The following is a 25,943-nucleotide window of genomic DNA, read 5'->3' on the forward strand; positions in this document are numbered from 1 at the left end:
ACTTTATTATTTAAAAGGTAAAAACAGGGTCACGGTAATTCCTTGATCGTTATTATTCTCCACCGAAATTTTCCAGTTGTGCTGCTGCACAATCTTTTTTACATAAAATAACCCCAGTCCAAAACCATTTACCTCATCACTTTTACTGGTATTTACTCTATAAAACTTATCAAAAATGTGAGGAATATTTTTAGCGGGAATTCCTATTCCGTTGTCTTTAAACTTTAAATATAAGCCTTTTGAATCTTTAAAAGAAGAAATGGCAATCATTGGTGTTGTTTCGCAATATTTAATAGAATTGTCTAAAATATTGTAAATGATATTGCTAAAGTGAAATTCATCAGCAATCACTGAAGTGTCACTGTCAATATTAATTTCAATGGAGAGGTTTTCATTTTTTTGTTTTACAGTATCTGCAATTTCCTGGATAAAAGGCAGTAGAATTATTCTTTGAGGCTTTAATGACAGTCCTGAAGCATCATTTTTGGCAATATTCAGGATTTTTTCAATATGACTGTTGAGCTTATGACTTTGATCAGTGATGATGGAAGTATAAGTTTGCAGTTTTGGATTTTCTTTTATCTGATCCTGTTTTTTCAGGGCTTCTGAAGCTAAAAGGATAGACGAAAGAGGGGTTTTAAACTCATGCGTCATATTATTGATGAAATCTCTCTGTAATTCTGAAAACTTTTTCTGCTGAATAATGGTGTAAATTGAATATACATACACCAAAAGAATAATAATCAAAGCGAATGTAAGCAGATACCAAAAACGCAGCGAACTGATCAGGTAGGTTTTTCTATCCGGAAAACGGATAGAAAAATAATAGACCAGGTTTTTATGTTTCGGGAATTGGATGACCTTATAATTAGGAGGTTCCTGATTTTTAGAAATAAATTTCCCGTACATCATTTTATCACTATGACAATTGTAAAGAGCGTATACATAATTAGTATTGATCTGAAAACGGGTAAATTCTGTTTTTAAATAATGTTCTAAAACGGCAGGGTGAAATTCATTATTGATATTAACTACGTAATAATCATTAGAAATATTCTGAACGGGATTTTCTGCAAAAGAAGTTTTACCACCGGATAGTTTTTCTACCACTTCCAGTAATGCAATATTTACTTTTTGATTAAATTTCTGATCTTCTAGATTGTAGGCCTGTCGGGTCCATAAAAGCTGGGCTATCAAAATTCCGATAATAGCTACAAACCCAAGCGTTATAATAATATTAAGTCTTTTTATTTCCATTTACAGAAACAATATTATCCAAAAATATCTATTAATTTTTTATCGTTAACAACTTATTAACAAATGTTTGATAACGATTAACATGTTGTATTTAAATTCATCTTACATTTGCTTTATCGAAAAAATAATTGGCTATTTATAATTATTAAAATTTATACTCATGAAAAATTTAAAAATTACAGCACTATTGGCAGTTTTGGCATGCTCTCCTTTTTATGCAAACGTACTTCCTGCTGACCATTCTCCAGTAGTAAAAGTACTTGCAGATGCTATTAAATGGAAATCAGAATCTATTGATGTAGGTAATATTCCTCAGGGAAAACCAAAAGTAATCAGATTTGAATTTACAAATACATCTAATAAGCCAATCGTTATTGAAAATGTAGCACCATCTTGCGGATGTACAACTGCTGATTATACAAAAACTCCAATCCTTCCAGGGAAAAAAGGTTTTGTTGAGGCAAGCTACAATGCAGCTAACGCAGGAGCATTTATGAAAACGGTAAATGTTACCACAAGTGACAGCAAAACTCCAAAAACACTTTCTTTCAAAGGAACTGTAGTGGCTTCTTAATTAATTTAATCTTGTTCAATATAAAACAGCCTGATGAATTTTCGTCGGGCTGTTTTGTTTTTAATAGATTGTTGTTTAAAAAACAATTATTTGTTGCATTATTTCTTGATACATTTTAAAGGTTGGCGTTTCAATATTTATTATTTTTAAGAAAAAATAAAACGTATGAATCTTTATACACAACCAATGCTGCGTGAAGACGCACTGAAAGATAAAGTAGCCATCGTCACAGGAGGAGGAAGCGGTCTTGGAAAAGCGATGACCAGATATTTTCTTCAGCTGGGCGCAAAAGTAGTGATTACCTCAAGAAATTTGGAAAAACTACAAGGAACAGCAAAAGAACTGGAAGATGAAACCGGAGGAAAAGTTCTTTGCGTTGCATGTGATGTGAGAAACTGGGATGAGGTAGAAGCAATGAAGGAAGCGGCTCTGAAAGAATTTGGAAGAATTGATATCCTCTTGAATAATGCCGCAGGAAATTTTATCTCCCCAACCGAAAGGCTAACACATTCCGCATTTGATTCTATTTTAGATATTGTTTTAAAAGGAACAAAAAACTGTACACTTTCCATCGGGAAACATTGGATTGATTCAAAAACTCCGGGTACGGTTTTGAATATTGTGACAACGTATTCATGGACTGGTTCGGCATATGTTGTTCCTTCAGCCTGTGCAAAAGCGGGAGTTTTGGCAATGACGAGATCTCTTGCGGTAGAATGGGCTAAATATGGAATCCGTTTCAATGCAATTGCTCCAGGACCTTTCCCTACGAAAGGTGCATGGGACAGACTTCTTCCGGGAGATCTGCAGGAAAAATTCGATATGAAGAAAAAAGTTCCGTTAAGAAGAGTGGGAGAACATCAGGAGCTGGCTAATCTGGCCGCTTATCTGGTTTCAGATTATTCTGCTTATATGAACGGGGAAGTGGTAACTATTGATGGAGGAGAATGGTTGCAGGGAGCAGGAGAATTCAATATGCTTGAAGATATTCCTCAGGAAATGTGGGATGCTTTAGAAGCAATGATTAAAGCTAAAAAATCAAATTGATTTAAAAATATTATTAATTTCCCGGATCTGTAACGATTTCGGGATTTTTTTTACTTATTATGAAAAGAATCTCAATGAATTTTAAACTTCCAACCCTTATTTCGGCAGTTGCGGTTGCTCTTTTTGCACAGCCAGCGTATGCTCAGGAATCACCAAAATATGATTATGTAGAAGTATTTAAGCCATTTTTCTATTCGCAGACCGGAACTGAAACCAGATCTGCAAGTGGACAGCCGGGACACGCGTATTGGCAAAATTCTGCAGACTATCATCTGAATATAAGCCTTAATGAGGCTAAAAATGAAGTCTTTGGAACTGCAGAAATTACTTATACAAATAACAGTCCGGATAGGCTGGGTTTCCTATGGCTGCAGCTGGATCAGAATTTATTTGAAAAAAATTCAAGAGGAAATGCCGTAGTACCTATGTCGGGAAGCAGAAATGGTGCTCACGGTGAAGAATTTGAGGGAGGATATAAAATAAAATCTGTAAAATATAATGGAAAAGACGTAAAGTATACCATTACGGATACCAGAATGCAGATTGATCTTCCTGAAGAACTGAAATCTAATGGTGGAGTTGCAAAAATTAAAATTGAATATTCTTTCCTTTCGCCAAAATACGGATCAGACAGAATGGGAATACAGGATACCAAGAATGGGAAAATCTTCACGATGGCTCAATGGTATCCGAGAATGTGTGTGTATGATGATGTTTTAGGATGGAATACATTGCCTTATCTGGGAGCTTCCGAATTTTATCTGGAATATGGAAATATTACTGCAAATATTACTGTTCCGGCCAATCAATATGTTGTGGCTTCAGGAGAACTGCTTAATGCAAAAGAAGTTTACACTAAAGAAGAGAATAAACGATGGGAAGAAGCCAGAAACAGTGACAAAACAATAATGATCCGCCCGGAATCTGAATTGGGTAAAAATCAGGCGACCGGAACAAAAACATGGAAATTTAAGATTAATCAGGCAAGAGATTTTGCTTGGGCGTCTTCTTCAGCCTTTATTATAGACGCAGCAAAAATTAATCTTCCAAGCGGTAAAAAATCTTTAGCGGTCTCTGCCTATCCTGCAGAAAGTGCGGGAGAAAAAGCTTGGGGAAGATCAACAGAATATACAAAGTCGGCCATTGAGCATTATTCAGCAAAATGGTATGAATATACCTATCCTGCAGCCACAAACGTTGCCGGTAATGAAGGAGGAATGGAGTATCCCGGAATTGTTTTCTGTCATATGGACTCCAAAGGAGGAGGTCTTTGGGGAGTTACGGATCATGAGTTCGGGCACAACTGGTTTCCGATGATCGTAGGTTCCAATGAAAGATTATTTGCTTGGATGGACGAAGGTTTCAATACTTTTATCAATGAACTTTCAACAGAAGCTTTCAACAAAGGAGAATACTATTCAAAGAAAAATATTGCTCAAACAGGAGGCTTTCTGATGAATGATAATTTCGAACCTGTTATGGTGGGACCGGATAATATGAAAGAAAGAAGCATCGGGGTTTTGGCTTACTATAAACCAGGTATTGGATTGGAAGTTTTAAGAAATTCGATCCTGGGACCTGAAAAATTCGATAAAGCATTCAGAACTTATATCAAGCGTTGGGCTTTCAAGCATCCTACTCCTTGGGATTTTTTCCACACGATGGAAAATGTTTCCGGAGAAGAGCTTAACTGGTTCTGGAGAGGATGGTTTATCAATAAATGGAAAATCGATCAGTCAGTTAAAAATGTGAAATACGTAAACGGAGACTTTAAAAATGGTGCACAGATTACGGTAGAAAATTTAGGACAATTACCAATGCCGACAACCGTTCAGGTAAAATTTAAAGACGGTACAGAACAAATCGTAAAATTACCGGTAGAAGTCTGGAAACGAAATACGGAATGGACCTTTAAAATCGATTCTACAAAAGAAATTGCTCAGGTAAAACTGGATCCTAATTCTCAGATTCCAGATGTGAATCCTAAAAATAACAGCTGGAATTCTGACGATCAGTCTTCCAAATAAAAGGTTATTTAAAAAACGTTCAAAGAAATTTAATTTACTAAAAAGAAATAATTCAGATATTTAGGCTCCGGAATATTTTCCGGAGTTTTTTGTTTAAATAATAAAATCAGTATTCATTGCTTCTTTATGAGACATATGTTTTATTTTTGTTTAACTTTTTAATTAAGAATAATGAAATTTAAATTTTCAGGACTATTGGTATTACTTTTCATCCTCAATTTTTCTCAGGATCTGAAAGTAATGAGTTTCAACATCAGACTTCAGGTAGAATCGGATAAAGATAATGCCTGGACACAAAGAAAGCAGGATGCCATCGACTTATTGAGCTATTATCATCCGGATTATTTCGGAGTTCAGGAAGCGCTTCCGGAACAAATGAAAGACATTAAGAACGGATTGAAAAACTATGAGTATGTAGGAGTGGGAAGGGATGACGGAAAAGAAAAAGGAGAGTTTTCAGCTATTTTCTATGATGCCAATAGACTTCAGGTTTTAAATTCAGGAACATTCTGGTTGTCTGAAACCCCTGAGAAACCTTCAAAAGGTTGGGATGCCGCTTACAACAGAGTGTGTACATATGCTGTTTTCAAAGATAAGAAGTCTAAAAAAGAATTCATGGCGCTTAATCTTCACTTCGATCACGTAGGAAATGTGGCAAGAGTGAAATCTGCGGATTTAATTTTAAAGAAAATTAAAGAGATTAATCCTAAAAATTTACCGGTGACATTAAGTGGAGATTTCAACTTAACGGATGATACCGAACCGATTAAAATCCTTTCGCAGAATTTAAAAGACAGTTTTTACAATTCTGAAACCAAACATTATGGACCTGTGGGAACCTTCACAGATTTTAATGTAAATGAAGTTCCAAAAGAAAGAATAGATTATATTTTTGTAAAAGGATTTAAAATAAAATCTCACAGACATATCAATGACAGAAGAGAAAATTTACTGTATCCGTCGGATCACTTTCCGGTGTTGGTAGATCTTTCTTTTTAAATAAAGATTAGTTGGTCGGAAAATCTATTTCAAATCCAATTCCTCTCAGGGATTGGATTTTGATTTCAGGATCGTTGATAAAATATTTTCTTAATCTGCTGATAAAAACATCAAGGCTTCTTCCTGTAAAATAATCATTGGTTTCCCACAGATTATTCAAAATATCCTCTCTCTTTATCGTTTTCTGATTGTGTTTCAACAAATAAAGCAAAAGCTGCTGTTCACGGATCGTTAAACGGATATTTCCGTCTGGATGGGAAAGCAGAAGTTTTTCCGTATCTAAAAAATAGTTTCCAATATTTATATGCGTTTCTGTGGTTGTTGATAAAGTTCTTTTAAGAATATTCTTAATTCTCAAAATAAGCTCTTCAGGATCGCAAGGTTTGGAAATATAATCGTCGGCTCCGATTTTTAAACCAGTTAACCGGTCAATTTTTTGATTTTTTGCAGTTAAAAACAGGATAGGGAAATCAGGTTTCTCCTTTAAAATCATTTTAGCTAATGAAAAGCCGTCAATATGAGGCATCATGATATCCAAAATCCCAATATGAAAAGAAAAATCAGACTTTAAAATCTCTGTAATATCTTGAGGGTTCTGAAACCAGGCGACTTCAAAATCTTCCAGTTCCAGATACTGCTTTAGGATCATTCCGAAATCGGAATCGTCTTCTGCTAAAAGGATCTTAATTTTCATAGGGTAGATTTATTTTAAAGAGGGTTCCTTCTTTGGGTTGAGAAATAACTTCAATTTTTCCTTTATACTGATCAATGATTTTTTTTACAAAATACAGCCCCAATCCCAATCCTTTCGTATTATGAATGTTGTTGGCCTGGATTCTGTAGAACTTTTCGAAGATATTTTTCTGTTCTTTCTTTTCTATTCCTTCTCCGTTATCGGCAATCTCTATCGTAAGATTTTCATGAAGATCCGTAATATTGACCTTTACTAAAGACGCACCGTATTTTACGCTGTTTTCACAAAGATTTTTAATGATGGTTTCCAAAAGGCTCTTATCAAACGGAAGTTCTTTGGCAACGTTGATTTCAGAAGCAAAGGTAATCTCAGGATAAGTAAAGGCTAAATCCTGAATAAAAAAAGCCCAGTCTTCAGGTTGAATGAAAAGGATTTCTCCGTTTTCATCTTTGTGGAGCTGTTTCATAAGACTTTCGAGACGGCTGATCTGTCGGTCGATAAGGGGAAGAGTCTCAGGATTCCAGTCTTTTTTCAAAGCTTTTGCTGCAATTTTCAACGTGGCGATAGGTGTTTTAAATTCATGCGAAATATTGTCGACCACAGCATGAAGAACTGCAACCTGTTTTTGTTGTTTGATTAAATTCTTGACTGTAAAAATAAAGAGGACTAAAACACTTGCAAGCAGTAAAAAACAGCATACAAACAGAAGGATAAGCTCTTTAAATACGACGGTTTTAATATTTAAAATTTCAAATTCAGTGATGCTTTCCACAAGAAAAGAATCTCTTTTTTTGAATTTACCATCTGTAGTAGAGGTAGACGAACTCTCCCATTTTCCCGAGCTTGTAATTCCTGTTTTTTTTAATTTATTCTTTGTTTCATACAAAACAACAGGCTTGTCAAGGAGAGGAGTCTTTTCAGGCAGAGAAAGAATGGAAGTATATTGAATTTTGGCAGCAATTTTATAGCCTTCTTTTTTAAAATGATTATCTATATATCTACTGATTGATGCTTCTGTATTTTGTCTGTTTTGTTCAAAATATCTCAGAAATTCTTCCTTACTGATTTTTTTGTCGCGGTATTTAATAAAAATCCTTTGCAGATCATCTTCAATAGAATCATTTTTTGCTTTACTGATTTCTTCCAGTTTATCGGTATAATTCGTTAAACCTTGATGAATAGTTCTGTAGATATCCCTCTCTTTTACCAGATAGGTTTTGTACATGAAATAGACCTGAATCCCCAATAGAAGGAGAAAAAGGAGGGCAAAGAGCGAAATAAGATATTTACTTTTAGAGATCATCCAAACAAAGATAAAAATTTAGTCTTTCCCTAATGGACATTAACACGCCATTAACCTTCTGTTAACCGAAATTGTTGAAGACAATATGGAATTTTGCTGCATAATAATTCCGAAAAAAAAATTAGAATATGTATAAATTAATTGTATTGCTGTGTTTCCCGGTTGTACTGTTTTCACAGAAACAAAGAATTGAAGGAACCGTTTCAAATGGTGAACAGAAAAAGCTTTCCTCCGTAACGGTTGAAGTATATGATTCTCAAAATATATTGGTAAAAAAGCTGAATACCGATAATAATGGCATTTTTATATTGGAAGATATTGCTGTAAATCCAATAAAAATAACAGTTAAAAATCCTGAATACGAATATTTCGAAAAGAGTTTTGATACAGAAAAACAACAAATTATTGATATTGTTTTAAAAAGCAATCATAAAGATATTGAAGAAGTTACGGTAACGAAAAAGAAACCTGTCGTAAAGAGAAAGGTCGACAGATTGGAATTCAATGTGGAAAATAGTAATATTTCCTCTCTCAGTGCCTGGGAAATCCTGAAAAAAACGCCGAATGTAGTCGTAAATAATGATGTTTTGACTGTTAAAGGAAGCACCGGAATTTTAGTTACAATCAATGATAAAAAAATAATGCTGACCGGTGACGAATTGAAAAATCTGCTTGAAAATACTCAGGGAGATGAAGTGAAATCTGTTGAAGTCATCACCAATCCGCCTGCAAAATATGAAGCACAGGGAAGTGCAGTTCTGAATATTGTAATGAAGAAAAATAAAATAGAAGGCTATCGTGGCGTAATTTCTTCAAAATATGTTCAGACTCAATATGCAAAAGGAAATGTCGGGATTTCCCAGTTTTATAAGAAAGATAAACTTTCTGTGATGGGAAGTTATTACAGAGGAGCAGGAACGTATATCAGGGAAGGGACAGATTACGTGAATTATCAGGAAGACCAGACGAGATGGATCAGTACTATGAACAGAAAGGATAAAAATAACAATCAGAATACGGTCAATTTTAATATTGAATATGAAGCAGACAGTTTGACGAATGTGAGTCTCAATTATTCAGGATATTTCAGCCCGAAATCTTTCGGAACGTATTATGTTCCTACTCTGATTTATAATAATCAGGATATAGCGGAATCCAATTATCTCACCATTAATGATCATCATTCCCGAAGCATTAACAATTCATTAAGCTTTCAGGTCGACAGAAAATTAAACAAAAACAGCAGTCTTAGCTGGATTAATTATTTTACCGGAAATAATTCCCGGAAATATCAGAATGTACTTACTTATCTTGATTTTGTTAATCAGACACCGGAAGAAAGAAATTTTTTGACGAATAATAAAAGTAATATTCAGCTTTATTCCACGCAGTTTGATTATCAGTGGAAAAAGGATAAATTGGAGTTGGAATCTGGAGTAAAGTACAGTTTTGTAAAAACAAACAGCCAATTGGATTTTTCAGATAATGAAAATGGGCAGTTTGAATACAGGCCGGAAAAAAGCAATATTTTTGATTATAAAGAACAAAATTTCGCGCTTTATTCCTCTCTTGCTTATAATCTTGATAAATGGAGCTTCAAAGGCGGGCTTCGTGCGGAAATGACAGACCTGGAAGGTATTGTATCTGAACCTCATGAAATCAATAAAAATAATTACTGGAGTCTGTTTCCGACAGCTTATGTACAGTATACGACTGAAAATAAACAGGAATTCGGCTTTTCATATGGAAAAAGAATCAGCAGACCTTCCTATTCTTGGCTGAATCCTGCTAAATCTTATTATAACCTGTTTTCTTATTTTCAGGGAGATCCTAAACTGAAAGCGACTATTGTGCATAATCTGAACCTTACCTATTCATGGAAAGAATGGAATGTAGATCTCTATTACAGAAAAGAACTCTATCCATCGATGGAAATTTCTTTTCAGGAGCCAAGTTCCAATAATCTGATTTATTACTATACCAATATTGAAAAAGGTCAGGCTTATGGATTAAGTGTATATAAAAACTTCCAGATCAAACCTTGGTGGAGTCTGGTTCTTTCAGAGAATCTGGAGCATAATGAGAATTACTTCAAAGGAGTAGATGAGATTCTTTATAAGAACAAAGTATGGAACTGGGTTTCCAATATTTCCACCTCTTTTACGCTGGATAAAAACAGTGACTGGAAAATGGAAGTTGGGCATAATTACTATTCTCCGGGAATACAGGGAACATTCAGGATTTCTGGATCCTGGTCTGCCTATTTTGTGATGAACAGAAAATTCTTCAATAAAAAATTGGAGGCAAGCTTCATATTTAATGATATTTTCAGGACGATGAAACAGAAAGTAAGTACAAAATATGCCAATCAGGATAATTATTTTTTAGATTATCAGGATACGCAGGGCTTTACACTTTCTTTGAAATTCAATTTCGGAAATCAGTCTGTGAAAAATGTGAAGACCATTAAGAAAACTGATGAACAGGATCGGTTATAAAATTATTTTTCGTTAAATATTCTCCATGCCTGAATGAATATGTTTTCTCTGCCACATTTTCCTTAATTTTGGCATAAATAATAAATTGGAGATATGAAACAGTTTCTTTCGGGGCTATTAATGATCGTTACCTTGCAGCAGCTGTCTGCTCAGGAACTTTATATGCCGAGAAACATCAAAAAGGCGTATGAGAACGGAACCAGAAATATGTCGGGAGCACCAGGAAAAAACTATTGGCAGAATAAAGGGATTTATAATGTTGAGGTAAAAGTAGATGGCGCAACGAAAATTGTTTCCGGAAAAGAAACCATTGTTTACAGCAATAACAGTCCGAATGATCTTAATGAATTGGCAATAAGATTTGTAAATAACTTACACAAACCCCAGTCGCCGAGATCAGGATTCGTTTCCAAAGACTTTCTATCATCAGGTTTGAAAATCAAATCATTTATTATAAATGGCCAAAACTATGATATTAACAGCGATGATTGGGGAACAGTAGAAAAAGTGAAACTGAATTCTGTTTTAAAGTCGAAGTCAAAAGCAGAGATAAAAATAGAGTGGGAGTACCCTCTCTCTGTTCAGAGTGGAAGAGAAGGACAGATTGATCCTGAAACATTTTATGTAGCCTATTCTTTCCCTAGAGTTTCCGTATATGACGATTACAATGGATGGGATATGCTTCCGCATTCGGACAGACAGGAATTTTATAACGACTTTAATGACTATTCTTTTGCGATTACGGCTCCCAAGAATTATGTAGTATGGGCAACAGGAGATTTCCTGAATCCTGAAGCTGTTCTTCAGCCGGAATACCTTAAAAAATATAAAGCTTCTTTAAAAAGCGATAAGGTAGTAAATATTGCGGGTGAACAGGAAATGAAGGCTGGAAAAGTAACCAAACAGAATAAGTGGAATGTATGGAAATTTAAAGCCAATCATATCACAGACTTTTGTTTTGCCTTGAGTAAACACTATAACTGGGATGCAGCAAGTGTGCAGCTGAAAACAAAACGAGTGAGCGTTCAGGCAGGATATAAAAGCGGAGCTAAAGATTTTGAGCATTATGTAGACTGGATGAGATATAATCTGGATTGGTTCTCAAAAAACTGGCCGGGTGTGGAATATCCTTATAATGCAATGACCGCTATTCAGGGATATGCAGACATGGAATATCCTATGATGATTAATGATACAAGTATTCCCGATGATCTTCAGGATGCGAGATTAACAGCAGATCATGAAATTGCACATACCTATTTCCCTTTTTACATGGGAATCAATGAAACGCGTTATGCCTATATGGATGAAGGTTGGGCAACCACTTTGGAATATCTGATCGGGATTGACGAAAACGGCGAAGCTGCAGCACAGGAATTTTACAAAAATTTCCGTGTAAAAAGATGGATCAATGACCCTTCCTCGGAAGAAGATCAGCCTATTATTACGATGAGTACACAGGTAAGCGGAGCTGGTTACGGAAACAATTCTTATGTAAAAGCTTCCTTGTCTTATCTGGCTTTGAAAGATTATTTGGGAGATGATTTATTTAAAAAAGCACTTCATCATTATATGGACAACTGGAATGGAAAACATCCGATTCCATGGGATTATTTTAACTCGATGAATACAGGTTCCGGTAAAAATCTGAACTGGTTTTTTAATAACTGGTTCTATACCAACAATTATATAGATTTAAAAGTGGGAACTACAGCACAGCAAAATAATCTGCTTTCTGTGAGTGTAGATAATGTGGGCGGTTTTGCCATACCTTTTGATGCTAAAATTAATTATGAAGATGGAGCGTCAGAAAGCCTTCACTTTTCTCCTTCTGTTTGGGAAAAAGATCAGAAAAAGACGGTTCTTACGATTCCTATAAAGAAAAAAGTAAAATCGATACACTTAGACGGAGGTCTTTTTATGGATTATACACCAGAAAACAATTCAAAGAATTTATAAAAAAATCCTGAGGATTTTTAGTTTAAAGTCTTCATAAAAAAGTAAATAAAAAGCCTTTCTCTTATTTTGGAGAAAGGCTTTCTTGAGTTAAATATATAATTGAATGTGTTTGTGTATACATTAAGATTCTGCAAAACCATTTTTGATAGCATAGATAGCGAGTCCTACTCTGGTTTTCAGATCCAGCTTTTCGCAGAGCTGGTCGCGGTAACTTTCTACTGTTCTCGGACTGCAGCACATTTTTTCGGCGATTTCTTTGTAACTGAGTTCAGTTACGGTATATTTTAAAAATTCTTTTTCTCTATCGGAGATCTTTATATTCGCATCAGAATCATGATGACTATTGAGATTAGAAAGAATGATTTTTGAAGCCCATTCCGGATAAAAATAGCCGTCCTTATTAAGTCTTGTCAAAGCTTCTTCAAGATCTTTTGGATGAGTGTTTTTTAGTAAATAGCCTTTTGCACCATTTTTCACCATTTTTATCACACTCTTATCATCGCCCTGCATACTGAGAGCCATTACTTTGATGCCGGGATGATTTTCCTGAAGCCACAATACCGTTTCAAAACCATCCATAATCGGCATACTGATATCTAAAAGAATGATGTCGGGAATAGGATTTTTTTCTTCAAACTTTTGAATAAGATCTTTTCCGTTTTCTGCTACATAAATAACTTTAAAATCGTTGAAATTATCAATAATTCCTTCCAAAGCTTTTGCAATAAGCACGTGGTCATCTACAATTACTATTGTCTTTTTCATGAGTGTCTTTTTAAAGTTATTTTAACCTGTGTTCCCTTGTTTTTTTCACTTTCTATAATGAAATCAGCATTAATGATTTTAGCCCTATTTTTCATATTGGTGAGACCAATACCTTTGCTAAGAGTTTTTGAATGATCAAAGCCTATTCCGTCATCCTTAATTTCCAGCTCCCAAAGGAAATCTTCAGAGGTATTTAACTGAATATAAATATTCTTACATTGAGCATGTTTGATACTGTTCTGAATAAATTCCTGAGTAATTCTGAGCAGTACATTTTTATGGACGAAGCTTAGATCCAGCTGGTCAAAATTATGCTCAAAAGTGATGTGACATTTTTTAAATGAGTTGGTATTATCTACTTCTTCCTGTATCAAAGTTACAATTTCCTTCTGATTGATGTTGTCATCCGTCAGTGTTTTTGACAGACTCCGAAGATCCTGAAGAGACTGGTTGATGATTTGTGAAACCTGCTCAATCCTTTCATTAGCTTCCGGAACTTTATTCTCATACAACATTTGCTGTGTGTAAAGGCTTACCAAGGTAAGCTTTTGTCCAATATTGTCATGCAGCTCTCTTCCGATTTGCTGCATGGTTGCCTGTTGAATTTCCAGCTGGGTAGCAAGAAGTTCTTTCTGATGAATTTCGTTATTGATTTCAATCTCATTTAAATACTCTTTTTTCCGCTGCTTATATTTTCTGATATATATCATAACTGCTACTATAAAGAATACAAAAAAGAGATTAAATAAAATAATCGTTAAGAATAATTCTGTTTTCCCCATATGAATGAACTTGCAAATAAAATATATGTAATAATACCCGACACCAGAAAGTAATTAAAATAAATATTCCAAATTTCCTCATATTTTACCAAAAATGACATAAAGGCCATAAAAGGGAGTGTTCCTATATAACACAAAGTAATTCCAAGGTTAATATAAAACATTTTATTTTTATTAAAATTAAGAATATCCTGTGAGGTAATTTGCTTATGAAACTCCATAATCACTAAAAGCATTAACATAAAACAGCCAAGTGTATAGTTGAATGCAAATACTATTTTACCTCTAGAAAAGTATAATTCATTTGGAATGAATGAGAGTAAATATAAAATAGTTAATATCCAAAATAGTTTAGGCTTTCCTAAAGACTTTGCTGCGTATAACCAGTAAAAGAATATAAACTGTACCGGCATCATTAAATAATTAAAATACTGTGCTTTGGTAAAATGAGTAAAATCACCCCATTTGCCATACGCTTCCCCCAGAAAAATAAATACCAAGTAAAACACAAAAAAAATCCAATATTGTTCTTTTAAACGGTTGTAATGAAAAAGAGCGATGAGTGCTGCGAGTCCTTCAGACCAAACCATGCTATTTTGAGCAAATTCCTGAAATTCCGTCATATTGGAGTTTAATAGTTAAAAAAGAGATAAAGTTTTCACTTGCTTTCTTAGGAGTAATTTTTTTTTCCCCATATAAATGAACTAGCGAATAACAAATACATAATAATTCCTGAAATCAAAAAGTAAGCAAAATAAACGTGATAGATATCTCTATAATCTTTTATGTAGGCAAAAAATGTCCAAAATGGCATTGTTCCAATATAAAACAGAGTGACCCCTAGATTAATATAAAACATCGGGTTTTTATTGAAATTCAGAATATTTGATGAATTAATCTGTTTATAATATTCCATTACCACTAATCCCATAAGAATCAGACAACCAAAGGTGTAGCTGAATGACATAATTATTTTCTTGGTAGATACTACTTCACCAAATACCAAAGAAAGTAAATATAATGCCGAAATTATATAGAATAATTTAGGTTTTGCAAAAGATTTTGCTGCATAGATCCAAAAAAAGAAGATAAATTCAACAGGAATTACAAAATAATTGTAAAAATTCTGTTTGCTATAGTCAATGAAATATTCGCCCCATTTACCCATAACTTCACAAAGAAACATTAATATCAAATAATATGAGAAATATTTCCAATATTGATTTTTAATTTTAGGATAATATAATATTGAAACTAAGGCCGCAAGACCTTCTACCCATATTAGAGAGTTTTGCAAAATCATTTCCAGTTCAGTCATTGAGTCTTATATTGTTTTTTAGTGTATTTTTAAAAAGTTTCTACTTTACTATTATTTGGCGGATTTAATACTCCGTGATTCTGGCAAATAATATCGCCCTCTAATCTCGAATTTCTTACAGACGCCATAACCAGTAATTCGCCTTCTCCTGTTGTGCTTAGTGGGTTGAAATCATACGGTAGTTTATTTCCTTCTCCGTCATCAGCTATCATTGTCGGAACCATAACCAAAGTATGCCTTTCAGCATATTCTGGCCCAATTGAAGATTCTTTCATGATATCCCAATCTTCTTTTTTCGGATAAGCTGCGTAATAAAATCTGATGCCCAAATCCTGATCTGTTATATTGGGAGCATTTTTTCGGGTTTCATTTTCAATATCAGAGATAAATTTCTTTAAGGTATCTAAATCAAAATGAATGGAATGTGCATCATCAATTCCCAATCTGTCTCTTACAAATGCCAAATGATTGTTTCTGTAATTGTTGATCAAAGTCTGAATAAATTCGCAACTCATTGTGTTTGGTACAGAGTTCAACTCAGGTGTCTCAATGTTTAGGTTAGGTTTTGTTTTCATAAAGCGAAGTTTATAAGTGGAATGTTAGTTGGTACTGCAAATTTCAAAAAAAATTACGTTAATACGACACGTTTTTTTCCTGATTATTTATGGGATTTTTACGGATTGTAAATTATAAAGAAAATTTATAAGGTTAAATTAAAAAAATAAGTGCCGCAGACTTAAAATCTACGGCACTTACTACAAAAATAATATATGAAAAAAACTACTTACTGCTCAGTAGGTCTGAAAACCAAACCTGTTTCCTCGAAATAATCCAAAGTAATTCTGTCTCCGTCATTCACGGTTCCTGCAAGAATTTCTCTTGATAATTTGTTTAATACTTCCTGTTGGATCACTCTCTTCAACGGTCTTGCTCCAAAAGCAGGATCGTATCCTTTATTCATCAGATAATCCACGGCGTCTTGTGTTGCCGTCATAATGATATTTCGTTTTGCCAGCATATCATTGAATCCTCTCAACTGATAGGTTACAATTTTTCCGATTTCTTTTTTTCTCAAAGGCTGGAACAATACCACCTCATCAATTCTGTTTAAGAATTCGGGACGCAATGTCTGTTTCAATAAATCAAAGACTTCATCTTTTGTCTTATCGACGATTTCATCCTGATTTTCCTCAGTAATATTTTCAAAATTCTCCTGAATGATATGTGAACCTAAATTCGAAGTCATAATGATAATCGAATTTTTGAAATTAACCACTCTGCCTTTGTTATCCGTCAATCTTCCATCATCCAAAACCTGTAACAACGTGTTGAAAACATCAGGATGCGCTTTTTCAATTTCATCTAAAAGCACCACAGAATAAGGTCTTCTTCTCACGGCTTCTGTTAATTGTCCACCTTCATCATAACCCACATATCCTGGAGGCGCACCTACCAATCTCGAAACCGAATGACGTTCCTGATATTCACTCATATCAATTCTCGTCATATTGTTCTCATCGTCGAATAAGAACTCTGCCAAAGCTTTTGCTAGCTCTGTTTTTCCGACTCCGGTGGTTCCTAAGAATAAGAACGAACCGATTGGCTTTTTGTCATCGCTTAATCCCGCTCTGTTTCTTCTGATGGCATCTGCAACCGCCTGAATGGCTTCATCCTGTCCTACAACTCTGTGGTGAAGTTCCGCTTCAAGATGTAACAGTTTTTCTCTTTCGGATTGAAGGAGTTTGGTAACAGGAATTCCTGTCCATTTGGCAATCACTTCAGAAATATTTTCAGAAGTTACTTCTTCCTTAATCAGTTCATTCTGATGATTTTGCATCTCTATTTCTAATTTGGAAAGCTCTTCCTCTTTTTCACGAAGTTTTCCGTATTGGATTTCCGCTACTTTTGCATAATCTCCGGCTCTTGAAGCTCTTTCTGCCTCCAGTTTCAAAGATTCTATATCTTTTTTAATCTGAGTTAAATCCTCAGATTTCTGTTTCTCTTTTAGCCATTTTGCATTGATCTCATTTCTCTGCTCGGAAATTTTTGCGATATCTTCTTTCAAATGGTCAATTTTGGTCTGATTTCCTTCTCTTGAAATCGCTGCCAATTCAATTTCCAACTGCATTAATCTTCTGTCTAAAACATCCAGTTCTTCAGGTTTTGAATTGATCTCCATTCTTAATTTCGCAGAAGCTTCATCAATCAAATCGATCGCTTTATCCGGTAAAAATCGGTCTGAAATATATCGTTGAGACATTTCCACTGCGGCAATAATCGCTTCATCTTTGATTCTTACTTTGTGGTGCGCTTCATATTTATCTTTAATTCCACGAAGAATAGAAATGGCTGATTCCGTATCCGGTTCTTCCACCATTACTTTCTGGAAACGTCTTTCCAACGCTTTATCTTTTTCAAAATATTTTTGATATTCATTCAAAGTCGTTGCACCGATGGCTCTTAATTCTCCTCTTGCCAAAGCTGGTTTCAAGATATTTGCAGCATCCATTGCACCTTCACCGCCTCCGGCTCCCACCAAAGTGTGAATTTCGTCAATGAAAAGAATGATTTGTCCGTCAGATTTAATAACTTCATTCACTACCGATTTCAAACGCTCTTCAAACTCACCTTTATATTTTGCACCGGCAATCAAAGCACCCATATCCAATGAATACAATGTTTTATCCATCAGGTTTTCAGGAACGTCTCCGCTGATAATTCTGTGGGCAATTCCTTCAGCGATTGCGGTTTTACCAACACCGGGTTCACCAATCAGAATCGGATTGTTTTTCGTTCTTCTGGAAAGAATCTGTAACACTCTCCTGATCTCTTCATCACGTCCGATTACCGGATCTAATTTTCCTTCTGCTGCTAATTCGTTGAAGTTTTTAGCATATTTATTTAAAGACTGATAAGTTTCCTCTGAACTTGCAGAAGTTGCCTTGCTTCCTTTTCTTAATTCTTTAATTCCGCCCTCCAAAAGGTTTTTGGTAACGCCCATATCTTTCAGCATTTTCGAAACTTCTGAATTTGTTTCCAAAAGAGAAAGCCATAAATGCTCGATCGTTACATATTCATCGCCCATTTTTTTTGCAATGTTGGGCGCATCAAGCAAAACTTTGTTTGCCGATTGTGAAAGATAAATATTTCCTCCCTGTACTTTTGGAAGCTTTTCCAAATTTTCACGGTTGCGCTCTCTTACCAAAGCAGCATCTGCTTCAGATTTTTTCAGTAAGAAAGGCGATATATTTTCATCTACCTGGAAAATTCCTTCCAGTAAATGTTGAGGTTCAATCTGCTGATTGCCAAATTCCATAGCTACTTGTTGTGCGGCCTGGATGGCTTCTTGTGATTTTACTGTATATTGGTTTAAGTTCATATTTATATATTTTTGATTCTTTAATTTTTAGTTTTTATTTTTCAGATTTTAGACATCAGATTTCAGACCATAAGAGTCAAATCAATGTTAAATTTTTTATCAGATTTTCTAATTTCTGATGTCCTCAATCTTACTTAATCATTTAATTCGGTTACTGTATCTCAAAAACTGTTCAATTATTGAATTTTTAAAAATAATGGACAAATTTTCCGAATTTTATATTTTTATTTTGTATGAAAAAGACAAATTTTCCGATTCTATTGATTTGAATAAAAAGTTATGGAAAAACCGTCAGATTTAAACAAAATCATTTGTTTTTTTAATCTTACTCGTCATTCCGAATAGGACGAAGTGAATGATGAGTCTCCTGTTAATCTTACAGATTCTTCCTTAGTCAGAATGACAAACATAACTTTCGTCGCTGATTGAAACCTTATTGTGAACAAAAATATTATCCAATTTAAAATAAGACTTTGTGATTATGTGTTATAATCAACCTAAAAATCATCCTCTCAAAATCAAATATTAAAATCAAAATAATTACTTTTGCGTTTTACAGATGGAGTTAAAAGAAAAACAAAGGAAAATATTAGATGTTGCTGTAGAACTTTTCAAAGAGAAGGGCTATATGGGAAGTTCTGTAAGAGATTTAGCGACAAAGCTCAACATTAAAGCAGCTTCTTTATATGCACACATCCGTTCAAAAGAAGAAATTCTGGAATGGATCTGTTTTGGGATTGCTCAGGAATTTTTCGACGAACTTCAGCATGTGAAGAGCACTGATGTTTCTCCAAAAGATAAACTTAATTTATTCATAGATAAACACTTATCGGTTGTTCTGAAAAACCGTGATGTTACTCATATTTATTCTAATGAATGGAAGCATCTGGAAGAACGTCTTCCCGAATTTGTAGAATTAAGAAAAAATTATCAGCAGGAAGTTGAAAACTTGATTTCTGAAATTTATCAGGCTGAAAATTGGGAACTTAAATCTCCGGCCTTTACGACACGTTTTATTCTTCATACTTTAAATAATTCTTATTTCTGGTTCAAAAGAAATATCGAATCCGGCACTGAAATTACCGATGAAATTCGGGATAAAATTCTTTTTGGGTTGTTAGGAAACCAGAAAAAGTAAGTATTTCCCTGTCATTCTGACGAAGGAAGAATCTCAGCTTATTATTGGAGATTTCAAGTTCCAATTCGTTTCGCTGCGAATGAAAAAATTAGTATAGAATCTGCCTTAAGCTCAACCTCAACCTTAGTCTCAATTATTTAGAATCATTCAAAATATGATAAAAGTCATAAAATTCTTTGCCAACTTCCAAAATCTTTTTAATTTTACCTAACAAATGTTAGTTAGTTTAAGGTATGGATTTTTCAGTTGAATATTTAAAGCTCGACCAATTAAGAGAGCTTCAATCTGAGCGATTGACGAAATTGGTAGGCTATCTTGGGGAGAAGTCGGAATTTTATAAAAGAAAATTTAATGAAGCAGGAATGTCTCCACAAGATGTCAGGTCGATTGAAGATATTACGAAACTTCCGATTACTTACAAACAGGATTTGAGGGATAATTATCCGTTCGGATTATTTACCGTTCCGAAAAATGAACTGCAGAGAATTCACTGTTCGAGCGGGACAACGGGAAAGCCGACGGTGGTGGGATATACAAAAGAAGACATTGATTTATTCAGCGAAGTTGTGGCGAGATCTTTGAGCGCGGCGGGAGCAAAACCGGGAATGCAGTTGCACAATGCTTACGGTTACGGAATTTTCACGGGCGGATTGGGATTGCATTACGGAGCTGAAAAATTAGGAATGAGCGTTCTTCCGATTTCCGGGGGAATGACAGCGAGACAGGTAGATTTAATTATGGACTTTAAACCTGAAGTGATTTGCTGTTCGCCTTCTTATGCTTTAACAATCGCTGATGAATTTGCCAATCGTGGGATTTCTGCGGATGAAATCAGTTTGAAATATGCTGTTTTAGGCTCAGAACCATGGACAGAAATTATAAGACATCATATTGAGGAGAGATTAGGTGTTCATGCGACCAATATTTATGGGTTAAGTGAAATTATCGGTCCCGGAGTTTCAATGGAAGATTTTGAGGAAAAAGGTGGTTCTTATATTTGGGAAGATCATTTTTATCCTGAAATTTTGGATCCGATTACAAAAGAACCGGTTCCTTTTGGAGAAGAAGGTGTTTTGGTAATCACTACTTTAACGAAAAAAGCAATGCCGCTTTTACGGTATTGGACAAATGATATCACGAGTCTTTATTACGACGAAAACGGAAAAAGATCAATGGTGAAAATGAAACCTATTCTTGGAAGAGCCGATGATATGCTGATTGTAAGAGGAGTAAATGTATATCCAAGTCAGATTGAAGAAGCATTCTCTCATGTGGAAGGTGTTGTTCCGAATTACTATTTAACACCGATTGAAAAAGAACAAATGTGCGTTGCTTTGGATATTGATGTTGAAATTGATGATGATTTGGTCGCTTCTAAAAATTTAAATCAAAATACCGATGATTATGCTATTTTTGTCGGAAACTTTGGAAAAAGCATAGAAAACGAGATAAAAAAACGGGTAGGAATTACCACAAAAGTGAAAATCCATGCCCAGGATAGTCTTCCGAAATGCGAAGGTGGAAAAATTAACAGAATACTTAAAAAATAAATGAATTCATTTTATAAACTTAAAACGGTAAAAGTTCAGAAAGATACCAGCGATGCAGTAAATGTAGCCGTTGAAATTCCTGAGGAGCTGAAAGATAAATTCAGGTTCAAGCAGGGGCAGTATCTTAATTTCCGAATGATGATCGACGGAAATGAGGAACGACGTTCTTATTCTATCTGCAATGCTCCGAGCGAAAGAAGCAACACGCTGGAAGTATTGGTAAAATTGTTGGAAGGCGGAAAAGTTTCCGGTTATTTCAATGAGCATCTTCATATGGATGAAGTTCTTGAAGTAATGCCTCCGATGGGTGGTTTCAACACTTCTTATCATCCGACGAACGTAAAAACTTATGTAGGTTTGGCAGCAGGAAGCGGAATTTCTCCGGTATTGTCAAACATCAAGGAAAGTCTTTACCAGGAGCCGAATTCAAATGCGTACTTGTTCTACAGCAACAGAAGCATGAATCACGTGATGAAAAAGACTGAAATCGATAAGCTGGTTGAACAGTTTAACGGAAGGTTGAAAGTGGTTTATCTAGTAAGTCGTGAGCAGCATGAAGACCCGATTTTCGAAGGAAGAATTTCTCCTGAAAAACTGGAGCTTTTATTTGAAAGGTATGCCGATATCGATGTAAAAGAATCTACTTATTTTATTTGCGGGCCTTCAGAAATGATCAAAGGGATTGCAGATTATTTAAAGAAAGATAAAAAAGTACCGGCTATTCAGGTCTTATTTGAATATTTCACCGCTCCGGATGAAGAAAATACGGAGGAAATGAGTGATGAATTCAAAGCCATCGCCAATATTGAAAGTATGGTAACCGTAATCATCGATGATGATGAATATTCGTTTCACTTGAATTCAAAAAAAGAGAGTATCTTAGATAAAGCATTGAAAGACAATCTTCCTGTGCCTTTTGCATGTAAAGGAGGAGTGTGCTGTACGTGTAAGGCCGAAGTTTTAGAGGGAGAAGTTTTCATGGAGAAAAACTACGCGCTTACCGAAGAAGAAGTAGCCAGAGGTTACGTTCTTACCTGCCAATGTCACCCGACAACGAATGTGGTGATGCTTAATTATGATGTTTAAAATTAATGTAACAATCTAACAATTTACCAGTGTAACAATCACTGTCATGCTGAGCTTGTCGAAGCATCTCAAATTGGAACATTGCTAAACTGATACATTGCTAAATTAAAAGATTATGGATTTAGAAAAATTTGTACAATACGTACACGACGAAAATAAAGTAGAACCAAAAGATGTAATGCCGGATGATTACAGAAAACTATTGGTTCGTCAGATTTCACAGCACGCCCATTCTGAGATTGTCGGAATGTTGCCGGAAGCCAACTGGATTTCCAGAGCACCTTCATTAAGAAGAAAAATGGCTCTTTTGGCTAAAGTTCAGGATGAGGCAGGTCACGGTTTATATCTTTATTCTGCAACTGAAACTCTAGGAGACGGAAGTATCAGAGCAGATAGAGACGCGACGTATGAAGATATGTTGGAAGGAAAAGCGAAATATTCAAGTATTTTCAATTATCCGACGCTGAGCTGGGCAGATATTGGTGCCATTGGATGGTTAGTTGATGGTGCTGCAATCATGAACCAGGTGATGTTGATGGGGAATTCTTATGGTCCTTACTCAAGAGCGATGGTAAAAATCTGTAAAGAAGAATCTTTTCATCAAAGACAAGGATACGAGATTTTGATGGCACTTTGCCGTGGTACAAAACAGCAGAAAGAAATGGCTCAGGCTTCGTTAAACCGTTTCTGGTGGCCGGCTTTAATGATGTTTGGTCCAAATGACGACAGTTCGCCAAACTCTAAAATCTCTATGAATTATAGGGTAAAAAGAGAAAGTAACGACAGTCTTCGTCAGAGATTCATCGATGTTACGGTTGCTCAGGCTGAATTCTTAGGATTAACGATTCCGGATAAAGACCTTAAATGGAATGAAGAAAGACAGCATTATGATTTCGGAGAACTTCCTTGGGATGAATTCATGGAAATTTTAAAAGGAAACGGTCCTGCCAATAAAAAGCGTATCGAAACCAAAAGAAAAGCTCAGAGAGAGAACTCTTGGGTAAAAGAAGCCGCGGCAGCTTTCGCGGAAAAACAACAAAAAGAAGTAATATAATAATGTAACAATATACCAATGTAAAAATGTAACAATCACTGTCATGCTGAGCTTGTCGAAGCATCTCATTGTTAAACCGGTACATTGATACATTGTTAAATTAATTTTAATTATGGCAAATTTAGATATGTGGGAAGTGTTTATTCAGACTAAACCGGGATTATCTCACAAACACGTTGGAATTGTACAGGCACCAACAGCAGAAATGGCTTTGCAAAACGCAAGAGACGTTTATACAAGAAGAAAAGAAGGAACTTCTGTTTGGGTAGTTCCAAGTAAATATATTGTGACTTCGGAAGGTGTGGATAAAGAAGCATTTTTCGATCCGGCTGATGACAAGCTATACCGTCACCCGACGTTCTACGATATTCCAAACGATGTAAAAAATATGTAAAACAGCGATTGGCTGTTAGCTGCTTGCAATTTGCCAAAAGCTAGACGCCAAAAGCCCAAAGCTAAAATAATGAACCCATTATATAATTATTTATTAAAACTAGCAGACGACAGTTTCATTATGGGACAGCGTTTGTCTGCGTGGTGCGGTGAAGGTCCTTATTTAGAGGAAGATATTGCATTAACGAACATTGCGTTGGATGAACTTGGTCAGGCTAATAACTTTTATGTTTACGCTTCAAGAGTGATCGATAACGGGAAAAGTGAAGATGATTTAGCATTTTTAAGATACGAGCATGAATATGTGAACGCACACTGGACTGAACTTCCCAACGAAGATTATGCTCAGACGATTTTAAAGGTGTATGTTTTCGCGGTGTATCAGAAATTAATGTACGAAGCATTATCAAACTCTGCGAATGAAGAACTTTCTGCCATTGCTCAGAAATCTTTGAAAGAAGTAAGATATCATTATACGCATGCTGCTTCCTGGATGAAAATTTTCGCTCAGGGAACAGAAGAAAGTAAAGCGCGTTTAGTAAAGGCCATCGAAAATATTTGGGAATATACCAAAGGTTTATTCGCAAAAACAGAAGGGGAAGATGATTTGGTAGCTTTAAATATTGCTCCGAATACAGATGCTCTTTATGAAGAATTTGTTATGATTACACAGAAAGATTTTGCAGATTTTCAATTAGAATATCCTACAAATCCTTTCATGCAGCCAAAATCTAGAACGGGTTACCATACGGAATATTTTGGATATATTCTTTGTGAGTTGCAGTATATGCAGAGAGCGTATCCTGGTTGTACTTGGTAAGAAATGAAAATACTTCTGTGGATAATTGCTTTTTTTCTCCTGGCATATATAATGCTTTGTGTGATTGTATTTTTTTATCAGGAAAAGATAATTTTTCATCCTGAAAAGTTAAAGGAAAATTATTCATTTAATTTTAAAAATGATTTTGAAGAAATCACAATTCATACAAAAGATCATAAGAAATTAAATTCAGTCTTATTTAAAACTCAAAATCCGAAAGGTATTATTTTTTACCTTCACGGAAACGGAGGTTCAATAGGTGGATGGGGTGAAGTGGCTGATGTTTACAACAATATGAATTATGATGTTTTCATGTTGGATTACAGAGGTTATGGAAAAAGTGAGGATAAAATCAATAGTAAGGATCAATTATTTTCAGATGTTGAACTTGCCTATGATGAACTTACCAAAAGATACCCCGAAAACAAAATTATTATTTTAGGATATTCAGTTGGAACCGGACCGGCTTCAAAGTTGGCATCGCAGAAAAATGCAAAACTGCTGATTTTACAAGCGCCTTACTTCAGTATGGAAGATGAGATGGATCAAAAATTTTCATTTCTTCCGAAGTTTCTTTTAAAATATAATTTTGAAACCAATCAATATTTAAAAACCGTTAAGTCTCCGGTTATTATTTTTCACGGAGATAAAGATGAGATTATTAACTATAAAGCATCTTTAAAACTGAAAAATAATTTCAAAAAAGGAGATCGTTTGATTATTTTAAAAGATCAGAATCATAACGGAATAACAGATAATTTGGATTATCAGAACTCAATAAAAACAATACTTGATTTTGATAATAATTAAAATATGAATCAGCTTTTAGATTTATTAAAAACAATTCCCGACCCAGAAATTCCAGTGATTGACATTGTGGAATTGGGGATCGTAAGAGAAGCAAATGTCACAGGAGAAAAGACTTGTGAGGTGATCATTACACCTACCTATTCTGCCTGTCCTGCGATGTTTACCATCGAGGAAGATATCATCAAAATGATGAAAGAACACGGTTGGGAAGCGAAAGTAGTCACCAAAATGTTTCCAATTTGGACAACGGATTGGTTGACAGATGAAGCGAGAGAAAAACTTCGTGCCTACGGAATTACCCCTCCGGAAAAAGGAGCAGATGAACACCACATCGGGAAACCAAAGAAATGTCCTCGTTGCGGTTCAGAACACACCAAGCAGATCAGTAGATTCGGATCTACTTTATGTAAGGCATCGTACCAATGCTTAGATTGCTTAGAGCCTTTTGACTATTTTAAATGTCATTAAAAATGATTAATTTTATAAAAGA

Annotated in this window: 23 protein-coding genes; 14 read left to right on the top strand and 9 right to left on the bottom strand. The window is 35.0% G+C overall.

The window, feature by feature from the left end:
- Positions 1 to 6 precede the first annotated feature (6 nt).
- Positions 7 to 1,257 carry a HAMP domain-containing sensor histidine kinase gene (locus tag P0Y62_15805; GenBank protein WEK69301.1) on the bottom strand — a complete coding sequence of 417 codons (1,251 nt, stop codon included), beginning with the start codon at positions 1,255 to 1,257 and terminating at the stop codon, positions 7 to 9.
- Between the two features lie 160 nt (positions 1,258 to 1,417).
- On the opposite strand from P0Y62_15805, the gene P0Y62_15810 reads away from it, so the two are divergent.
- The 4 genes from P0Y62_15810 to P0Y62_15825 all read left to right on the top strand — a co-directional run bounded on the left by P0Y62_15810 (position 1,418) and on the right by P0Y62_15825 (position 5,904).
- On the top strand, positions 1,418 to 1,831 hold the full coding sequence (locus tag P0Y62_15810; GenBank protein WEK69302.1) for a DUF1573 domain-containing protein: 414 nt from the start codon (positions 1,418 to 1,420) through the stop codon (positions 1,829 to 1,831).
- Positions 1,832 to 1,996: 165 nt separating this feature from the next.
- A complete protein-coding gene (locus P0Y62_15815) occupies positions 1,997 to 2,878 on the top strand; it encodes an SDR family oxidoreductase (GenBank protein WEK69303.1) in 882 nt (293 codons plus the stop codon).
- A gap of 74 nt (positions 2,879 to 2,952) precedes the next feature.
- A complete protein-coding gene (locus tag P0Y62_15820; GenBank protein WEK69304.1) occupies positions 2,953 to 4,905 on the top strand; it encodes a M1 family metallopeptidase in 1,953 nt (650 codons plus the stop codon).
- 171 nt (positions 4,906 to 5,076) lie between these two features.
- Positions 5,077 to 5,904 carry an endonuclease/exonuclease/phosphatase family protein gene (locus P0Y62_15825; GenBank protein WEK69305.1) on the top strand — a complete coding sequence of 276 codons (828 nt, stop codon included), beginning with the start codon at positions 5,077 to 5,079 and terminating at the stop codon, positions 5,902 to 5,904.
- Positions 5,905 to 5,911: 7 nt separating this feature from the next.
- Here the strand turns inward: P0Y62_15825 and P0Y62_15830 are convergent, their stop codons facing one another.
- Together P0Y62_15830 and P0Y62_15835 are read right to left on the bottom strand one after the other, a co-directional pair.
- On the bottom strand, positions 5,912 to 6,598 hold the full coding sequence (locus P0Y62_15830) for a response regulator transcription factor (GenBank protein WEK69306.1): 687 nt from the start codon (positions 6,596 to 6,598) through the stop codon (positions 5,912 to 5,914).
- Positions 6,588 to 7,823, bottom strand: a complete 1,236-nt coding sequence (locus P0Y62_15835) for a HAMP domain-containing sensor histidine kinase (protein ID WEK69307.1) — start codon at positions 7,821 to 7,823, stop codon at positions 6,588 to 6,590. The genes P0Y62_15830 and P0Y62_15835 overlap by 11 nt, the downstream gene beginning before the upstream one ends.
- Before the next feature lie 206 nt (positions 7,824 to 8,029).
- Here P0Y62_15835 and P0Y62_15840 point away from each other — a divergent pair, with 206 nt between their 5' ends.
- Together P0Y62_15840 and P0Y62_15845 are read left to right on the top strand one after the other, a co-directional pair.
- Positions 8,030 to 10,399 carry an outer membrane beta-barrel family protein gene (locus P0Y62_15840; GenBank protein ID WEK69308.1) on the top strand — a complete coding sequence of 790 codons (2,370 nt, stop codon included), beginning with the start codon at positions 8,030 to 8,032 and terminating at the stop codon, positions 10,397 to 10,399.
- A 93-nt stretch (positions 10,400 to 10,492) separates the two neighbouring features.
- Entirely contained in the window at positions 10,493 to 12,358 is a 1,866-nt protein-coding gene (locus P0Y62_15845) for a M1 family metallopeptidase (protein WEK69309.1), read from the top strand.
- Positions 12,359 to 12,478: 120 nt separating this feature from the next.
- Here the strand turns inward: P0Y62_15845 and P0Y62_15850 are convergent, their stop codons facing one another.
- The 6 genes from P0Y62_15850 to clpB form a co-directional block, all read right to left on the bottom strand.
- Positions 12,479 to 13,123, bottom strand: coding sequence for a response regulator transcription factor (locus P0Y62_15850; protein WEK69310.1), 645 nt, complete (start codon positions 13,121 to 13,123; stop codon positions 12,479 to 12,481).
- Positions 13,120 to 13,833 carry a histidine kinase gene (locus tag P0Y62_15855; GenBank protein WEK69311.1) on the bottom strand — a complete coding sequence of 238 codons (714 nt, stop codon included), beginning with the start codon at positions 13,831 to 13,833 and terminating at the stop codon, positions 13,120 to 13,122. The genes P0Y62_15850 and P0Y62_15855 overlap by 4 nt, the downstream gene beginning before the upstream one ends.
- A gap of 47 nt (positions 13,834 to 13,880) precedes the next feature.
- Complete coding sequence (locus P0Y62_15860; GenBank protein WEK69312.1) at positions 13,881 to 14,528, bottom strand: hypothetical protein; 648 nt, start codon at positions 14,526 to 14,528, stop codon at positions 13,881 to 13,883.
- 47 nt (positions 14,529 to 14,575) lie between these two features.
- On the bottom strand, positions 14,576 to 15,223 hold the full coding sequence (locus tag P0Y62_15865; GenBank protein ID WEK69313.1) for a hypothetical protein: 648 nt from the start codon (positions 15,221 to 15,223) through the stop codon (positions 14,576 to 14,578).
- Positions 15,224 to 15,252: 29 nt separating this feature from the next.
- The gene (locus P0Y62_15870) at positions 15,253 to 15,798 is read right to left on the bottom strand and encodes a hypothetical protein (protein WEK69314.1); all 546 of its coding nucleotides are present in this window, start codon (positions 15,796 to 15,798) and stop codon (positions 15,253 to 15,255) included.
- 209 nt (positions 15,799 to 16,007) lie between these two features.
- Positions 16,008 to 18,602, bottom strand: coding sequence for an ATP-dependent chaperone ClpB (clpB, locus tag P0Y62_15875; protein WEK69315.1), 2,595 nt, complete (start codon positions 18,600 to 18,602; stop codon positions 16,008 to 16,010).
- A 559-nt stretch (positions 18,603 to 19,161) separates the two neighbouring features.
- On the opposite strand from clpB, the gene P0Y62_15880 reads away from it, so the two are divergent.
- From P0Y62_15880 to paaJ, 8 genes are all read left to right on the top strand, one after another.
- On the top strand, positions 19,162 to 19,740 hold the full coding sequence (locus P0Y62_15880; GenBank protein WEK69316.1) for a TetR/AcrR family transcriptional regulator: 579 nt from the start codon (positions 19,162 to 19,164) through the stop codon (positions 19,738 to 19,740).
- 233 nt (positions 19,741 to 19,973) lie between these two features.
- Positions 19,974 to 21,290 (top strand): AMP-binding protein, encoded by a 1,317-nt coding sequence (locus tag P0Y62_15885; protein WEK69317.1) that lies wholly within the window; start codon positions 19,974 to 19,976, stop codon positions 21,288 to 21,290.
- Complete coding sequence (locus tag P0Y62_15890; protein ID WEK69318.1) at positions 21,291 to 22,376, top strand: FAD-binding oxidoreductase; 1,086 nt, start codon at positions 21,291 to 21,293, stop codon at positions 22,374 to 22,376.
- A gap of 115 nt (positions 22,377 to 22,491) precedes the next feature.
- Positions 22,492 to 23,430 (top strand): 1,2-phenylacetyl-CoA epoxidase subunit A, encoded by a 939-nt coding sequence (paaA, locus tag P0Y62_15895; protein WEK69319.1) that lies wholly within the window; start codon positions 22,492 to 22,494, stop codon positions 23,428 to 23,430.
- A gap of 112 nt (positions 23,431 to 23,542) precedes the next feature.
- Positions 23,543 to 23,824, top strand: a complete 282-nt coding sequence (gene paaB, locus P0Y62_15900; GenBank protein ID WEK69320.1) for a 1,2-phenylacetyl-CoA epoxidase subunit B — start codon at positions 23,543 to 23,545, stop codon at positions 23,822 to 23,824.
- Positions 23,825 to 23,854: 30 nt separating this feature from the next.
- On the top strand, positions 23,855 to 24,643 hold the full coding sequence (gene paaC / locus P0Y62_15905; protein ID WEK69321.1) for a phenylacetate-CoA oxygenase subunit PaaC: 789 nt from the start codon (positions 23,855 to 23,857) through the stop codon (positions 24,641 to 24,643).
- A gap of 3 nt (positions 24,644 to 24,646) precedes the next feature.
- Positions 24,647 to 25,453, top strand: a complete 807-nt coding sequence (locus P0Y62_15910) for an alpha/beta fold hydrolase (protein ID WEK69322.1) — start codon at positions 24,647 to 24,649, stop codon at positions 25,451 to 25,453.
- 3 nt (positions 25,454 to 25,456) lie between these two features.
- The gene (gene paaJ / locus P0Y62_15915; GenBank protein ID WEK69323.1) at positions 25,457 to 25,921 is read left to right on the top strand and encodes a phenylacetate-CoA oxygenase subunit PaaJ; all 465 of its coding nucleotides are present in this window, start codon (positions 25,457 to 25,459) and stop codon (positions 25,919 to 25,921) included.
- Positions 25,922 to 25,943: the final 22 nt, after the last annotated feature.

The sequence above is a fragment of the Candidatus Chryseobacterium colombiense genome (assembly GCA_029203185.1).
Taxonomy (GTDB): domain Bacteria; phylum Bacteroidota; class Bacteroidia; order Flavobacteriales; family Weeksellaceae; genus Chryseobacterium; species Chryseobacterium colombiense.

Bases quoted from the DNA above. Each gene is read 5' to 3' on its own strand.
- paaJ (WEK69323.1), top strand. From the start codon at position 25,457: ATGAATCAGCTTTTAGATTTATTAAAAACAATTCCCGACCCAGAAATT.
- P0Y62_15870 (WEK69314.1), bottom strand. From the start codon at position 15,798: ATGAAAACAAAACCTAACCTAAACATTGAGACACCTGAGTTGAACTCT.
- P0Y62_15880 (WEK69316.1), top strand. From the start codon at position 19,162: ATGGAGTTAAAAGAAAAACAAAGGAAAATATTAGATGTTGCTGTAGAA.
- P0Y62_15830 (WEK69306.1), bottom strand. From the start codon at position 6,598: ATGAAAATTAAGATCCTTTTAGCAGAAGACGATTCCGATTTCGGAATG.
- P0Y62_15835 (WEK69307.1), bottom strand. From the start codon at position 7,823: ATGTACAAAACCTATCTGGTAAAAGAGAGGGATATCTACAGAACTATT.
- P0Y62_15845 (WEK69309.1), top strand. From the start codon at position 10,493: ATGAAACAGTTTCTTTCGGGGCTATTAATGATCGTTACCTTGCAGCAG.
- P0Y62_15855 (WEK69311.1), bottom strand. From the start codon at position 13,833: ATGATATATATCAGAAAATATAAGCAGCGGAAAAAAGAGTATTTAAAT.
- P0Y62_15805 (WEK69301.1), bottom strand. From the start codon at position 1,257: ATGGAAATAAAAAGACTTAATATTATTATAACGCTTGGGTTTGTAGCT.
- P0Y62_15825 (WEK69305.1), top strand. From the start codon at position 5,077: ATGAAATTTAAATTTTCAGGACTATTGGTATTACTTTTCATCCTCAAT.
- clpB (WEK69315.1), bottom strand. From the start codon at position 18,602: ATGAACTTAAACCAATATACAGTAAAATCACAAGAAGCCATCCAGGCC.
- P0Y62_15840 (WEK69308.1), top strand. From the start codon at position 8,030: ATGTATAAATTAATTGTATTGCTGTGTTTCCCGGTTGTACTGTTTTCA.
- P0Y62_15815 (WEK69303.1), top strand. From the start codon at position 1,997: ATGAATCTTTATACACAACCAATGCTGCGTGAAGACGCACTGAAAGAT.
- P0Y62_15860 (WEK69312.1), bottom strand. From the start codon at position 14,528: ATGACGGAATTTCAGGAATTTGCTCAAAATAGCATGGTTTGGTCTGAA.
- P0Y62_15820 (WEK69304.1), top strand. From the start codon at position 2,953: ATGAATTTTAAACTTCCAACCCTTATTTCGGCAGTTGCGGTTGCTCTT.
- P0Y62_15910 (WEK69322.1), top strand. From the start codon at position 24,647: ATGAAAATACTTCTGTGGATAATTGCTTTTTTTCTCCTGGCATATATA.
- P0Y62_15810 (WEK69302.1), top strand. From the start codon at position 1,418: ATGAAAAATTTAAAAATTACAGCACTATTGGCAGTTTTGGCATGCTCT.
- P0Y62_15865 (WEK69313.1), bottom strand. From the start codon at position 15,223: ATGACTGAACTGGAAATGATTTTGCAAAACTCTCTAATATGGGTAGAA.
- P0Y62_15890 (WEK69318.1), top strand. From the start codon at position 21,291: ATGAATTCATTTTATAAACTTAAAACGGTAAAAGTTCAGAAAGATACC.
- P0Y62_15850 (WEK69310.1), bottom strand. From the start codon at position 13,123: ATGAAAAAGACAATAGTAATTGTAGATGACCACGTGCTTATTGCAAAA.
- P0Y62_15885 (WEK69317.1), top strand. From the start codon at position 19,974: ATGGATTTTTCAGTTGAATATTTAAAGCTCGACCAATTAAGAGAGCTT.
- paaA (WEK69319.1), top strand. From the start codon at position 22,492: ATGGATTTAGAAAAATTTGTACAATACGTACACGACGAAAATAAAGTA.
- paaB (WEK69320.1), top strand. From the start codon at position 23,543: ATGGCAAATTTAGATATGTGGGAAGTGTTTATTCAGACTAAACCGGGA.